Raw genomic sequence first — 15,423 nt, forward strand, 5'->3', positions numbered from 1 at the left:
CGTCAGCCACCGCCACCACCACCGCCGGGAAGCCGAAGGCGCCTCACCGGCCCGGCCCCTCCTGACCGTGCTCCGACGGGAGACCCACCGATGCCCTCCCTCTCGCCGCCCCCGACGACGCTGACCGACCGGCTGCGCGCCCACGCCCGCGACAGCCCCGACAAGATCGCCTTCCGATTCCTCGGCGACGGGGAGAACGTCACGGACTCCCTGACGTACGCCCAGCTCGACGCGGCGGCACGGGCGTCCGCCGCGCGGCTCGGCGCCCTCGGGGAGCCCGGCAGCAGGGCCGTGCTCGCCCACACGCCGGGGCTCGCCTTCGTCGTCGACCTGCTCGGCTGCTGGTACGCGGGGTTCGTCGCGGTGCCCGTCTACCCGCCGGTCGGCCGGCGCGAGATCGACACGGCGCGGGACATCGCCGCCGCGACCCGGCCGGTGGCCGTCCTCACCGACCTGCCGTGGGCCATGGAGGAGATCACCGCGGGGACGCCCGGCGCGGTGGTCCTCGACCCCCTGGACCGCTCGGCGCGGGCACCGGCCGGCTGGAGCGCGCCCGCCGTCGACGCCGGGGCGCCCGCGCTGCTCCAGTTCACCTCGGGGTCCACCGGCACTCCGCGCGGGGTCGTCGTCAGTCACCGCCAACTGACCGCGAACCAGCGGCGGATGGCGGAGACCTACGGGCAGGACGAGCACGGCGTCGTCGTGAGCTGGCTGCCGCTGTACCACGACATGGGGCTCATCGGCTCGGTGCTGCACCCGCTCCACCTGGGCGCGACCTGCGTCCTGCTGTCGCCGCTCGCGTTCCTGGAGAGCCCCGTCCGCTGGCTGCGCGCCGTGTCCGGCTTCGGCGCGACGATCAGCGCCGCGCCGAACTTCGCCTACGAACTGGCGGTGCGCAAGGTCACCGACGACCACCTGCGCGGTCTCGACCTCTCGACCTGGCGGACGGCCATCAACGGCGGTGAGCCGGTCCGTCCCGACACCGTCGCCGCCTTCGCCGAGCGGTTCGCCCCGGCGGGCTTCGCCCCGGGCGCGATGACGCCCAGCTACGGCCTCGCGGAGTGCACGCTGCTGGTCTCGGCCGAGAACTCCGCCGACGCCCCCGGCACGGCCCGGGTCCCCGGCGGCGACGGCGAGACGGTGGTGAGCTGCGGCGCCCCGCCCGACACGCTGCTGGTCGTCGGGCCGGACGGCACCCCGGTCCCCGACGGCCGGCTTGGCGAGGTCTGGGTACGCGCCGCCGACCCCAGCATCGGCGCCGGGTACTGGGAGCAGCCCGAGGTCAGCGCCGAGTTGTTCGCGGCCAGGACGGCGGACGGCGACGGGCCGTTCCTGCGCACGGGGGACCTCGGTTTCCTCGCGGACGGCCGGCTGCACATCGCCGGGCGCGCGAAGGACGTCGTCGTGGTGCGCGGGCGCAACCACTTCCCGCAGGACATCGAGGCCACGGTCGAGCGGGCGTGCCCGGCGGTGCGGAAGGGCTGCGTCGCCGCCTTCGCCGTCGGCGAGCGACTGGTCGTGGTGGCCGAGACCCGGGGCGACGCCGGCCCTGACGCCCGGTCGGCGGTCCATGCCGAGGTGGCCCGCCGGCACGGGCTGCGTCTGGACGACCTGGTGCTGATCCGCCGGGGCACCATCCCGAAAACGTCGAGCGGCAAGATCCGCCGGCGCGCCTGCCGGGACGCCTACCGTTCCGGCACCCTCCGGCGGGAGCCGGCGGCGGACGCGGGCACGGCGGAGGAGTCGCGGGCCGCCGGGCCGGGCGACGCGCTCCGCACGCTGGTGGGCGAGGTGCTCGGCGTGCCGGACGCCGCCGCCCTCCCGGCCGGCCGGGCGCTGGCGGAGCTGGGGATGGACTCGCTGCGTTCGGTCCAGCTCCAGCACGCCCTGCAGGAGCGCTTCGGCGTCACCGTCCCGCTGGAGGAGCTGCTGCACGACGCCACGGTGGGCGACCTCGTGGCGGCGGTGCGCGGCGGCGCGACCGGCGGGGACCCACCACCCGGTGAGCAGGACGGAGCCTCCGGCGGGGGTCCCGCGCCGACGGCGTCGGCCGGGCAGCAGGCGTTGTGGTTCCTCGATCACTCCACCGCCGGCGAGTCCCGGTACGCCGTGACGCGCGCCGCCCGGCTGCGCGGCGGCGTGGACGCCGATGTGCTGGCCCGCGCGGTCCGCGACGTGATGGGCCGCCACGAGGCCCTGACCACCCGGTGGTCGGTGACGGACGGCCGGGTGACCGCCCACCCGTCCGCCGCGCCCGCCCCGGAACTGACCGTCGTCGACACCCCGGCCGACGGCTTCGACGCGCTGCTGGCCGCGCGCGCCGCCGACCCGCTCGACCCGGAGCACGGGCCGCTCGCCAGGGTCACCCTGATCCGGCCGGGCGGGCAGGACCCCGTCCTGCTGCTGTCGGTCCACCACATCGCCGCCGACCTGTGGTCCCTCGGCCTGCTGCTCGCCCAGGTGGGCGACCGGTACCGCGCGCTGCTCGACGGCACGGCCGGCACGCCCGTGCCCGCGCCGGGCATGTCCGAGGCGGTCGCCGCCGAGCACCGGCTCGTGACCGGCCCCGCGGGCGCGCGGATGCGCGAGCAGTGGATCGACCTGCTGGCCGACAGCGCGGACAGCGAACTCCGCCTGCCCCTCGACCGGCCGCGCCCCCCGGCGCGCACCTGGTCGGGGGACCTGCTGCGGCTGCCGTTCGGCACGGACCTGAGCGAGCGGGTCCGCGACACCGCGCGCCGGCTCGGCACCACGCCGTTCGTGGTGCTGCTCGCTTGCTACGGCGTCCTGCTGGCGCGGCTGTCCGGTGAACGCCGGTTCGTGGTGGGCGTGCCGACCGCCGTCCGCCCCGACGCCCGCTCCGGCCAGGTGGTGGGCTACTGCGTGAACACCCTCCCGGTGCCGCTGGACGTGCCGGTGGACGACTCGTTCGCCGGGCTGGTCCGCGACACGGCGGTCCGTTTCCGGCGCGCGCTGGCCGCCCGGCAGTACCCCCTGCCGCTCATCACCGAAGCGGTCCGCCCGGCCCGGGACACCGCCCGGGGGCCGCTGTTCGCCACCATGTTCGGCTGGACCGCCACGCCACCGGGCGCCCCGGACGGCCTGTCCGCGCTCGCCGAGGAGATCCCGGGCCGTGCCTGCCGCGTGGGCGGCCTCGTCCTGGAGGCCGAACCGCTGCGGCACACCACCGCGCTGGCCGACCTCGACGTGAGCGTCGCCGAGTCCGACGGCGGGCTGACCCTGGTGCTGCGGTACGCCACCGAGACGCTGGACGGCGGCACCGTCGAGGCACTGGGCCGGCGGCTGCTGCGGGTCGCCGGGGCGGCGGTGGCCGACGACGCGACGCCGATCGCCGGCCTGACCGTCCTGTCGGACGCGGAGCGCGCCCGCCTGGCCGAACTCACCACGGGCCGCGGCCCGCTGCCGGAGCCGTCCCGCACCATGACCGACCACTTCGCGGACGCCTGCGCCGCCCACCCCGACGCCCCGGCGGTCGTGTCGGCGGCCGGCACGGTGACGTACGCCGAGCTGGCCGCCGAGGTCACCGCGGCCGCCGCCCGGCTCGTGGGGGCTGTGGGACCCGGCACCGGCGAACCGGTCGGCCTGCTGCTGCCGCCCGAGCCGCGGTTCGTCACGGCGCTGCTGGCCGCCCTCACCGCCGGCCGCGGCATCGTGCCGCTGCTGCCCGCCTTCCCGGACGAGCGGCTGCGGTTCGTCGCCTCGGACGCCGGCGTCGCCGCGGTCCTCACCGTCCGGGAGCACGCGGCACGCGCGGCGCGGCTCGTCCCCGGCCGCCCGGTGGTCGTGCTCGACGATCCGGCGCCGCCGCCGGCGGTGCGCGTCGACGGGCCGCCGGGACCCGAGGCCCTGGCCTACGTGGTGCACACCTCGGGCACCACCGGCACCCCGAAGGGCGTGCCGATCACCCACGCCAACGTGCTGCCGCTGCTGCTGTGGCAGCGGGAACGGTTCGCCCTCGGCCCCGGCACCCGGCTCCCCCAGACCCTGTCGCTCGCCTTCGACTTCGGCCTGCAGGAGGTGTTCACCACCGTCCTGTTCGGCGCCGCCCTGCACTTCCCCGACCAGGCCGAGCGGCTGTCCGCCGCCCGCTACGCCGAGTTCGTACAGCGGGAGCGGCTGACCATCCTCTACCTGACGCCGACCCTGGCCGCCGAACTGGCCGCAGCGGCCGTGGCGATGCCGACCGTCCGCACGGTGGTGCTCGGCGGCGAGATGCTCACCTACGAGGCGCTCCGTGCACTGACCGCGCTGGTGGCACCGGACGCGGTCTTCGTCAACGGCTACGGGCCGACCGAGGCGAGCATCAACTGCTCGATGCGCTTCATCGACGCCGCCGGGGCCGCCACCGGCAGCGGCATCGTGCCGGTCGGACCGCCGACCGGCCGCTCGCGGGTCGGAGTCCACGACCCGTGGGACGACCCGACCGTGCCGGGCGGCTTCGGCGAGGTCGTCATCGGCGGCCCCGGGGTGGCCGCCGGCTACCTCGGCGGGGCCGGGAGCGCGGCCCGCGCCTTCACCACCGGCGCCGACGGCGAGCGCCGGTACCGTACCGGCGACATCGGCAGCCTGCGTCCCGACGGCGATCTCGTCCTCCTCGGGCGGCTCGACGACCAGGTCAAGATCCGCGGCTTCCGCGTCGAGCCGGACGAGGTACGGGCCGTCCTGCTGCGGCACCCCGACGTCCTCGACGCCGTCGTGGTGGTCGAGGGGGAGGGCAACCGGCGGCGCCTGGCCGCCGGTGTCGTGCCGGGACCCGTCTTCAGCGTGCCGGCGCTGCGCGCCTGGGCGGGCGAACACCTGCCCGCGCACGAGGTGCCGGCCCGCATCGTCCCGCTCGACACGCTCCCGCGCACCGCGCACGGCAAGCTCGACCGCGTCCGCCTGGCGGAGAGCCTCGCGGCGGCCGCCCCCGCGCCGGAGCGCGGCGAGGTGCCCACCCGGGCCGTGGAGCGCCGGGTCGCGGAGGTCTGGCAGGAGGTGCTGGACGTCCCGCGCGTCGGGTCCCACGACAACTTCTTCGACCTGGGCGGGCACTCCCTGCTCGTGGCACCCCTGATCTCCCGCCTCGAAGAGGCACTGGAACTGCCGGGGCTGCCCCTGCTGCTGCTCTACGAGTTCCCCACCGTCGCGGAACTGTCGGCACGTCTGGAGGCCCTGCTGCACACCGGGACCCCGGACGAGGCGGACCTCCCGCGGGTCACCGGCCGCGCCCGGCGGCGCGGCGCCCAGCACATCCGGATCACCTTCTGATCCTCCGTCCCCTTGCCCGGACCGACTCTGGAGCGCAGTTGAACGGTCAGAAGCAGAACGACGCGATCCCCGCCGACATCGCGGTGATCGGCATGGGCTGCCGGTTCCCCGGCGCGGACAGCCCGGACCAGTACTGGCAGAACATCCGTGAGGGCGTCGAGTCGATCCGGTTCTTCGACGACGACGAACTGCGGGCCGCCGGAGTGCCCGACCGGCTGCGGGCGAGCCCCCGCTACGTACCGGCGTCCGCCGCCCTGCAGGGGGCGGAGGACTTCGACGCCGACTACTTCGGGTACGTCGCCAGGGAAGCCGAGCTGATGGACCCGCAGCACCGGCTGTTCCTGGAGTGCGCCCTGTGGGCCTTCGAGGACGCGGGCTACGACCCGGCCCGCTACCCGGGGCTCGTCGGCGTCTACGCGGGCTCCACCATGAACACGTACCTGCTGGTCAACCTGGTCGGCAACCGGCGGATGCTGGACGCGGTCGGGGACCACGCCACCATGATCGGCAACGACAAGGACTACCTGGCGCTGCGGGTCGCCCACAAGCTCGACCTCCACGGCCCGGCCGTCGCCGTGCAGACCGCCTGCTCCACCTCCCTCACCGCGATCCACCTCGCCGCGCAGGCGATCCTGGCCGGCGAGTGCGACATGGCCATCGCGGGCGGCGCGTCGCTGCGGGTGCCCCACAACGCGGGCTACCTCCAGAACGCCACCGCCTCGGAGGACGGCCACTGCCGCAGCTTCGACGCCGGCTCCACCGGCAGCGTGGTCGGCAACGGCGCCGGAGCCGTCCTGCTCAAGCACCTCGACGACGCGCTGCGCGACGGGGACCACATCCACGCCGTCATCGCCGGCACGTCGATCGGCAACGACGGCCGGGGCAAGGCCAGTTTCACCGCGCCCGGCGTCGACGGCCAGGCCCGCGCCGCCGCCGGCGCCGTCGCGTCGGCCGGTCTGACCGCCGACGTCATCGACTACGTCGAGGCCCACGGCACGGGCACGCCGCTGGGCGACCCGATCGAGGTCGCCGGGCTCACCAAGGCGTTCCGGCTCACCACCGACCGCAGGAACTACTGCGCCATCGGCTCGGTCAAGGCCAACATCGGCCACCTCGACGCCGCCGCCGGGGTCGCCGGGTTCATCAAGGCCGTCATGTGCCTGAAGAACAGGTCGATCCCCCCGGTGCTGCACTTCCGCGAGCCCAACCCCGAGATCGACTTCGCCTCGGGACCGTTCTACGTGCCGACGGAGCTGCTGCCGATGGAGGGCGAGCCGGGACGGCCGCGCCACGCCTCGGTGCACTCGCTCGGCATGGGCGGCGCCAACGCCCACGCGGTGCTGCGCGAGGCCCCCGGACCCGCGGCCGGCGCGCCCGCGCCCGACAGCCAGCTCGTGGTGCTCTCCGCGCGCAGCGAGGCGGCGCTCGCCGAGCGGATGGAGCAGACCGCCCGCTGGATGCGCGAGCACCCCGGCGCCGTACTGGCCGACGTGGCCTACACCCTCCAGGTCGGCCGGATCGAGCACGAGCACCGCGCCAGCGTGGTGGCCCGCGACCTGGCCGACGCCGCGAGCGCCCTGGGCGCCAGGGGCTCCGCGCGCATCCGCACCTCGGAGACCGTCGACGGGGGCGGCCCCCTCGTCCTCCTCTTCCCCGGCCAGGGCAGCCAGAGCGTCGGCATGGGGGCCGAACTGCACCGAACGGAGCCGGTGTTCCGTGACGCGGTGGACGAGTGCCTCGCCCTCATGCCCGCCGACGTCGCGGGCCGCCTCCGGCCGCTGCTGCTGACCCGCCGCGACCCGTCGGCCGACGGCCTGACCGCCACCGACCTCGCCCAGCCCGCGCTGTTCACCGTCGAGTACGCCCTCGCCAGGCTGCTGCTCTCGTACGGCATGAAACCGGCGGCCCTGCTCGGGCACAGCATCGGCGAGTACGTGGCCGCGACGCTGGCGGGCGTCTTCAGCCTGCCCGACGCGCTGTCGGTGGTGGCCGCGCGCGGCAGGATGGTGGCGGACCTGCCGGGCGGCTCGATGCTCGGCGTGCCGCTTCCGGAGGCCCGGGTCCGCGAGCTGATCGGCGGGCAGGACCTGTCGATCGCGGCGGTCAACGGCTCCGCGCTCGTGTCCGTCGCCGGGCCGCACGAGGCCGTGGACGCCTTCGAGGCCCGGCTGCGCGCCGACGGCGTGGCGAGCCGGCGGCTGCGGGTCTCCCACGCCTTCCACTCCGCGATGCTCGACCCCGTCGTCGCCGACTTCACCGCCGAGGTGGCGAAGGCTGCGCTCAATCCGCCGGCGATCCCGGTCGTCTCCTGCGTCACCGGCAGGACGCTCACCGACGAGGAGGCCACCGACCCCGGTTACTGGGCGCGGCAGTTGCGCGAGACCGTCAGGTTCGCCGACGGTCTGCGGGAGGCGGCGGCGCCGCCCGGCAGCGTCCTGGTCGAGGCCGGTCCCGGCCGCCAGCTCGCCGCCCTGGCCGGCGCCGAACTGGGCGAGCGGCACGCGCCGGTGGCCACCCTCATGCCCGGCGCGGACCAGCGGGGCAGCGAACGGGCTGCGCTGCTCGACGGACTCGCCGAACTGTGGCACCAGGGCGTCGGCATCGACTGGCAGGGCACCCACGAGCACCCGCGCCTGCGCGTCCCGCTGCCCACGTACCCGTTCCAGCGCACCCGGTGCTGGATCGACGCCCCGGCGGACAACGCGGCCGCCGCCCCGGAGGAGGCGGCTCCCCGGGGGCCGGAGGAGTGGATCCACCGGCCCCGCTGGACGCAGGTGCCGCGCGAGGCCGGGGCCGGGAGCGTGCCGCGCGACGTCCTGGTGCTGGCCGACCGGTCGGGCGTCGGAGCGGCCCTGGGCGAGCGGCTGACGGCCCTCGGCGGCCGGGTCACGACGGTGGACGCCGGCGCCGACCCGGCGGCGGCACTGCGGGCGGCGCTGGCCGCGCCCGGTTCCCGCCCGGACGCCGTGGTGCACCTGCGGTCGCTCGACGCCGCCCCCGGGGACGACACCGACCGGGAGCAGGCGCTCGGCCTGCGGTCGCTGCTCGGCCTCCTGCCGGCCGGCGGGGCGCGGCCGCCCCGGCTGCTGTACGTCACCCGCCACGTGTTCGACGTGACCGGGGAGGATCCGGTGCGTCCGGGCCTGGCGACCGCCGTCGGTCTGTGCCGGGTCGTGCCGCAGGAGACGTCCTGGGCCTGCCGGGTGGTCGAACTCGACCCGCGCGATCCGCGCGAGCGCCTGTCCGAGACGGCGGCCGACCTGGTCGCGGAGCTGGCCGACGAGGCGTCGCAGGCGTCCCCGGTGGCCCTGCGCGGCCGCAGCCGGTTCGTCCGCGCGCACGTCAGGACGCACGTCGGCAACCAGGCTCCCGCGTCGGCCGGCACGCATCTCCTGGTCGGCGGCCTGGGCCTGATCGGCCGCACCCTGGCCGCGGAGATCCTGCGCGACCCGGCCGCCCGCGTGGTGCTCTACGACCGCGCCGACCCGGCGGCGCTCGCCCCGCCGGCACGGCGGGAGCTGGCGGAGCTGCGCGCGCTCGGCGGCGACCGGCTGACCGTGCGGCGGGGCGACGCCGAGGACACCGCGGCGCTGACGGAGGCGGTCCGCGAGGCGGCGCGGCCGGACGGCCGGCTCGCCGGCGTCGTCTACACCCCTGGCATGTCCGTGGCCGACGGCATCCGGGCCGTGCTGGACTCCCCGCCCGAACTGTTCGCGCAGCACATGGCCACCAAGATGACCGGACTGCACGCGCTCGACGCGGCGCTGGACGGCGTCGCGTACGACCGCTGCCTGATCGTCGGTTCGCTCTCCAGCCTGCTGGGCGGGGTCGGCGGCGCGGCCTACACCGCCGCCAACTGGTACGCCGACACCTATGTGGCGCTCCGCAACCGGACGGCCGAGCGCCGCTGGCTCAACGTCCAGTGGGAGCACTGGCGCGAGCCCGACGCCCCCGGGCCGCGGGACGCGGCCGACTGCGGACCGCGGGAGGCGAAGGAGCTGTACCGGCTGCTGACCGCGGCGGGCGAGGGGCCGTTCACGGTGTGCGCGGCCGACCCCGACGCGCGCGAGGCACTGGCCAGGCGGGCCGAGGCCGACTCCCGCGCCGCCGCGCCGCCGGCCGGGGGCGCACCGGCGAAGTCCGCGTCCGCCGGGACGGCCAAGAGCCGGCCGAAGATGTCCGTCCCCTTCGTCGCGCCGCGCGACGAGACGGAGGAGTACGTCGCGGGCATGTGGCGCGACCTGCTCGGCATCGACGAGATCGGGGTCCGCGACAGCTTCTTCGAACTGGGCGGGCAGTCCCTGCTGGCCATGCAGCTCGTCGGCCGGCTGCGGGACGCCCACGGGATCGAGCTGCCGCTCGGCGAGATCTTCCAGGAGGCCACCGTGGCCACGATCGCCCAGATGATCCGCGCCGCCGGTGAGACACCGCCGGCCGAAGCGCCCGGACCGGACCGGGCCGCGGACCTGGCGGTCGGCGATGTCGCCCCGGCGGACCTCGAAGCGCTGCTCAGCGAGATCGAGGGGCTGTCGAGCGCGGACATCGAGGCCGCGCTCGACACCGAGGGCGAGGAGAACGCCTGACAGTGATGATGTGAGTGGTGGTCCTGCTGATGCGTCTGACGCGCCACCTGACTGACGTGTTTGACTGTCTCGTTCGGGATTTGTCGTCGTGTCAGTGGGGCCACCATGCACGCGGCCGGACGGGCGCTTGTGACTTCACAGGAGCTTGTCGCAGAAGCCCCGTCACTGTCTTGTCCACCCGCCCGACCGGCGCGTGCCGCCCTCGGCTCGGACAAGCGGCAGGGACCGGACATGACCAGCACGACGCATGAAGCCCGGGAGATCACCGGCGGAGTGGACACGCACGGCCTGACCCACCACGCGGCGGTGATCGACCCGGTCGGCCGGCACCTCGCCGATCAGGAGTCTCCCGCCACGATCGGCGGCTACCGGGATCTGCTGGGCTGGATGCGCGGCCACAGCACGCCCACCGCGGTCGGCGTGGAGGGCACCGGTGCCTACGGGGCCGAGCTCGCCCGGGTGCTCACCGCGTCCGGGACCGCGGTCATCGACGTCGACCGGTGAGTACATCGGGCTCCCGGGGTGTTCAAGCCGGTGTGGCGACGTAGGTGTCGGCCTGGGCGCGCCACATCGCCGCATACGTTCCTTCGCGGTCGAGGAGCGATTCGTGGGTGCCTTCCTCGGTGATGACTCCCCCGTCGAGGACGAGGATGCGGTCCGCGCTGCGGGTGGCGCCGAGGCGGTGGGTGATGAGGATGACGGTCCGGCCCTGGGCGAGGGTCTGGATGCGGCGGTAGACGGCTTCCTCGGCGAGCGGGTCGAGGGCGGAGGTGGGTTCGTCGCAGATGAGGACGGGGGCGCCTCGGTAGATGGCGCGCGCGGCGGCGATGCGCTGCCACTGGCCGCCGGACAGGTCACGCCCGCCCCACCAGGAGGGGGCGAGGTTGGTGTCCAGGCCGTCGGGCAGGGCGTCGAGGACGGTGTCCGCGCCGACGGCCGCCGCCGCGGCGGCGATGCTGCGTTCGTCCTGGTCGCCCTGGCCGAGGGTGATGTTCTCGCGGGCGGTGACCGGCCAGCGGGCGAAGTCCTGGGGCAGCATCGCGAGGTTGCGCCAGAGCTGTTCGGGGTCGGTGCGGGACAGGTCGGTGCCGTCCCAGGTGACGGTGCCGGCGGTGGGGGTGTAGAGGCCGGCGAGGAGCTTGGCAAGGGTGGACTTGCCCGAGCCGTTCGCGCCGACGATCGCGAGGACCTCGCCGCGCCGGACGCGGACACTGACGTCCTTCAGCGCGGGCAGCGCGCTGCCCGGGTAGTAGAAGGTGACGCTGCGGGCCTCGATCACGCGCGGGTCGGCGGGGACGGGCTCAGCCTGGTCCGCAGAGGTGCTGCGGGCGGCGGTGTCGCGCAGGAAGGCGTCCCAGTCGGCCAGGTACAGGCCCGTCTTGTAGGTGGTGTTCGCCCCTTGGACGAGGCCGATCAGCAGGCGGCCGGAGGTCTGGACGGCGATGAACGCGGTGCCGGCGGCGGCCGGGGCGATGTGGCCGCTGGCGGTGAGCCACAGCAGCGCGGCGTAGACGCCGCCGGTCGCCACTCCGGCGACGGCGTCTCCGGCGAGCTGGTGGCGGGCGGTGGTGCGCCCGACCTCGGCGGCGGCGTCTTCCAGGCGGGTGGCGACGTCGCGGAAGCGGCCCAGCAGCCAGGGGCGGAGCGTGTAGGCGCGGACCTCCAACGCGTTCTCCCGGCTGGAGGTCTCGAAAATGACGGAGTGGCGCAGGCGCCGGTCGGCGAGGGTGTGCCGGTCGGCGAGGTAGGCGGCGCGGGCCGCACGGACAGCCGCGAATCCGCGGGGCACGACGGCGAGGAGGAGCAGGGGCAGCAGTACCGGGTGGAGCTGGAGGAGGACGCCGGCCGCCGCGGCGATCGACACCAGGGCGGTGGTCACCGACGTCAGGGCCTCGGTCATGAGGTGCACGTCCTTGGCGGCGCGGGATGCTGCTTCGGACTGGTCGGCCCAGGCCGGATCGTCGTAGGCGGCGAGAGGGGCCTTGGTGGTGGCTTCGAGATAGCGGGCTTCGGCGATTCCGTCCACGCGCGGGCCGATCCGCGAGGTGGTGGCCACGGTGAGCGCGGCGACGATCGAGCGGGCGCAGGCGGCGATGGTGACGATGATCAGCGCGGGCAGTGCCTCGCGCACCCGGTCCCCGGTCGGCCCGGTCGCCAGCAGTGGGGTCAGCGCGCTGGTGGTGGCGTACAGGCCCAGAGCGGTGACGGCCCCGGTGATGAGCTGGAGAAGGCCGGTCAGTGCGACGGCGCGCGGCGCCGCCTGCCACGCGAGCCGGACGGCGATGCCGGACAGGCGGGGCAGGCGGCGGGCGATGGTCCACCAGGAGGTGTCGAGCGCGTCGTCGTGCCGCTCGCCGCTGACCTGGTAGCGCGGGATGGCCACACCGCCCGGCCGGCGCCGTTCCCGGCGTCGGCGGCGGGCGGCTGGAACGGCTGGAACGGCTGGAGCGGAGGAGTCCGGAGAAGTCGTCACACTGTCGCCAACGACTCATCCGAACGGGTGTCACGGTCCCTCCGCATGGCGGAGGGTGGCGAACGCCAGTACCTATCTCCAGCGGGTCCGGGGACTCAGCGCCAGGGCGGGGGCGTAGGGCCATACCCGGTCGCCCGCGTCCTGTCCGATCACCTGCCCGCCAGCCTCGTTCCAGGCGTGCGCGCCGGCCGGCGCGGTCCGTGCGCCGATCACCCAGGCGACACCCCGGCCGCGCAGGGCGGCAGCGAGGTAGCAGGCCAGGGATTCCTCCAGGCACGCGACCCGGCCCGGCCAGGCGCGTCCGGCTCGGCGCACGGCGGCGAACAGCCGGTCCGCCCGGTCCGGACCGGCCGGGTGGAGCGGGAGGCGGGCGACGGCGCGGCCGACGGCGATGCTTGTGCGGACGGGGGCGCAGCGCAACAGGATCAGCGCGAGCACGAGCCCAGCCGCGCCGGCGGCGCGTTCGCCGACGCGCAGCCGTGTCTCCTCCGGCAGAGCCGGGCGGACCGTCACCTCCGTCGGCACCGAGGCGGCTTCGGCGGCGGTGCCGGACAGCAGACCGAGCGCCCGCAACTGCTCCAGGAGGAGGGAGAGGTCGGTTCGGACGGCCGCCGGGTCGGCGCCCTGTTCTGCGAACGCGGCGACGAGGTGTTCCACGGCCAGCGCCGGATCGTCGCCGTCGGCCAGCAGTTCCCACAGCCGCGCGGCGGTGGCGTTGAGGTGCTGCCAACGGCCCCGGCCGGCGCGCACGTCCATCACCGCGGCGCCGCCGCCCGGCAGGGCGGCGGTGTAGAGCGTCGGGGTCATGCGGGCACGCTCCTGTCGGCCGCGGGCTGCCACCAGGCGGCGAACGTCGCTCCAGTGATGCGGGTCAGCCAGAGTTCAGCGACGACCAAAGCGTGCAGGGCGCCCAGCAGGGCCGGCGCCCCGGCGATCCCGGCTTCCAGGTCGCCCGCCGCACGGCGCGCATCCATCAGCCCCGCTGCTGCCAGGCGCGAGCCTGCCACGATGCGGCGCAGGGCCCCGGCGTTGCCGGCCAGGCCGTCGAACACGGAGCTGGTGAACAGCGTCTTGGTCTGCCGGGTCAGCAGCCAGTCCGGCACGAGCCGGGCGAACGCGGCCCGCGCGAGCGGCTTGTAGACGCCCGGCCGGGCGCGCTCGAACGTCGGGATCGACAGGCAGGCGTCGGTCACCGCGGTGTCGAGGAACGGGGCGTGCACGCCCACGCCCCACAGCTGGCGGGCGATGGAGTCGAACGTCGCGTGCTCGCCGGCCATCCACTCCAGATCGAGCCGGTCGTGCAGCGCGCCCGGCCGGGTGTGCGCGGCGGCGTGCGGCACCCGGGAGGCCACCAGATCGGCGACCGCGCGTCGCCCGGCCGGGGTCAGCCAGCGGGCGGCGGCCGTCGCCGAGCACCACGCCAGCGCATCGGACGCGCCGGGCCGCCACCTGTCGGGGAGCGGGACGGCGATACGGGCGGCCAGGTGTTCCAGCGCGCGAGGGTAGGGGGTGGTGGCCGTGACGGCGAGCTGGCGCCAGGCCCGCCACGGCTCGACCCGGCACGCGCGCGCGAAGCCGCTCGTGAGCCGGACCGCGCCCAGGCGGCGGCCGGCGAGGAAGGCGTCCACCCGGTGACTGGACGGGGCGGCCAGGACGTTGTCCCCGCCGCGCCCGGTCAGGTGCGCGCCACAGCCGTGGGAGACGACCGGGGCCATGCGGGCGGCGAGGATGGACAGCAGGCCCAGCGACATCGACGGCAGATCGGTGGCCGGCAGGAGGGCCGGGGCGTTCAAGCCGTCGAAGTGCCGCACACCGGCCTGCCGGGCGTCGATGACCCGGTGCTCGATGCCGCCGACCTCCCCCGCGATCCGCCGGGCGTACAGCAGATCGTCGTCCCGGTCCATCCGCGCGTCCGTGTAGGTGACGGACAGCACCGGTTTCTGAGCAGCGGCGAGGCAGGTGACCGTGCTGCTGTCCACTCCGCCGGACAGATCGGTCGTCACCCGCTCCCAGGCGTGGGCGCGGCGGGTCACCGCCTCGGTGAACACCTCCCGCAGCCGCTGCGCGCCCTCTGCGAGGCCGAGCCGGGCGGGGGTGGAGCCCGGGAGGGGCACGATGTCGGGCGTGGCACGGCCGCGCAGGACCAGGGCGCTTCCCGGCGGCACCCGCCGCACCCCCTCGAACGGGGCGGCCGTCAGCCGGAAGTCCACCCCGCACAGCGCGAGATCGCCGAGCAGCCAGGCCAGGTCCGGCCCGGCACCGGTCAGCGCGGCCAGCGCAGCGGCGGCCGTCGCCCACCACACCCCGCCGTCGTGCTCCACCCAGTACACAGGCGCGACACCGGCCCCATCCCCGAACACCCACATCTCCCGCCCGGTGTCCAGCACGGTGACGTGCGAGCCGGGCAACACCCGCGCAGGCTCAAGGTCCCCGCTGCGGCCGGCAGTGACGGCCGCGCGCCGCTCGGCGGCCGTCGCCAGACAGCCCCCGGCCGTCACCAGCCGCGCCCCCTCCCCTCCCGGCAGTGCGGTGACGACGCACTCCTTCGGCGCGTGCCCCACGGACCACATCCGACCGTGCGGCCGGGCGAGCAGCCCGGTCCCCCCGCGCGGTTCGACGCCCGGCGGCCTGGAGCCGCCGGCGGTTGTTCCGACCACATAGCGGTTCACCTCGTGCCTCCCTGTCCATCGTGCTGCGGAAATGAGGACGCCCGGGGCGGCCGGCCTGAACATCTTTGGCCGCCCCGGGCGCCGGCCTCAGCCGGAGTACCGGGTTACTTGGCGTTCCAGTACTGGGTGTCGTCCGCCGGGTCGTGGGCCTTGTTGCCGAGCGTGGCGCCGGTGACGGTGCCCAGCTCGATCACGGCGGCCGGGGAGTAGTCGGTGGCCGCGGGGACCGGAACCTGCGTCTCGTCGATGTCCATCGGAGTACCTCCACTGAAGAACCCGCCGACCACCCAGGGTCCCGGCGTCCGGCCGGGGAGGCAGTGCGGCGGCGTGCCACCACGGTCTCCGAACATCCACGGTGACGGAAGCGGTGCAGCGGGTGCTCCCCGGGTGCTCCCAAGAGCACCCGAAGAGCACCCAGGAGGCGCTG

General features: G+C 75.6%; 7 protein-coding genes. 3 read left to right on the forward strand and 4 right to left on the reverse strand.

Annotated elements, in window-relative coordinates; genetic code table 11:
• The first annotated feature begins 90 nt into the window (after positions 1–90).
• From EMA09_RS10660 to EMA09_RS10670, 3 genes are all read left to right on the forward strand, one after another.
• Complete coding sequence (locus EMA09_RS10660) at positions 91–5,271, forward strand: non-ribosomal peptide synthetase (protein WP_129840830.1); 5,181 nt, start codon at positions 91–93, stop codon at positions 5,269–5,271.
• Positions 5,272–5,309: 38 nt separating this feature from the next.
• Complete coding sequence (locus EMA09_RS10665; protein WP_129840831.1) at positions 5,310–9,854, forward strand: type I polyketide synthase; 4,545 nt, start codon at positions 5,310–5,312, stop codon at positions 9,852–9,854.
• A 231-nt stretch (positions 9,855–10,085) separates the two neighbouring features.
• Complete coding sequence (locus EMA09_RS10670; protein ID WP_206305933.1) at positions 10,086–10,358, forward strand: transposase; 273 nt, start codon at positions 10,086–10,088, stop codon at positions 10,356–10,358.
• Between the two features lie 22 nt (positions 10,359–10,380).
• Here EMA09_RS10670 and EMA09_RS10675 read toward each other — a convergent pair whose 3' ends face one another.
• The 4 genes from EMA09_RS10675 to EMA09_RS28295 all read right to left on the reverse strand — a co-directional run bounded on the left by EMA09_RS10675 (position 10,381) and on the right by EMA09_RS28295 (position 15,250).
• Complete coding sequence (locus EMA09_RS10675) at positions 10,381–12,237, reverse strand: ABC transporter ATP-binding protein (RefSeq protein ID WP_129840832.1); 1,857 nt, start codon at positions 12,235–12,237, stop codon at positions 10,381–10,383.
• Positions 12,238–12,399: 162 nt separating this feature from the next.
• Complete coding sequence (locus EMA09_RS10680) at positions 12,400–13,134, reverse strand: lasso peptide biosynthesis B2 protein (RefSeq protein ID WP_129840833.1); 735 nt, start codon at positions 13,132–13,134, stop codon at positions 12,400–12,402.
• A complete protein-coding gene (locus EMA09_RS10685; RefSeq protein WP_168220692.1) occupies positions 13,131–14,888 on the reverse strand; it encodes an asparagine synthase in 1,758 nt (585 codons plus the stop codon). The genes EMA09_RS10680 and EMA09_RS10685 overlap by 4 nt, the downstream gene beginning before the upstream one ends.
• Positions 14,889–15,100: 212 nt before the next feature.
• Positions 15,101–15,250 (reverse strand): hypothetical protein, encoded by a 150-nt coding sequence (locus EMA09_RS28295; RefSeq protein WP_168220693.1) that lies wholly within the window; start codon positions 15,248–15,250, stop codon positions 15,101–15,103.
• Positions 15,251–15,423 lie beyond the last annotated feature (173 nt).

The organism is Streptomyces sp. RFCAC02 (assembly GCF_004193175.1).
Taxonomy (GTDB): domain Bacteria; phylum Actinomycetota; class Actinomycetes; order Streptomycetales; family Streptomycetaceae; genus Streptomyces.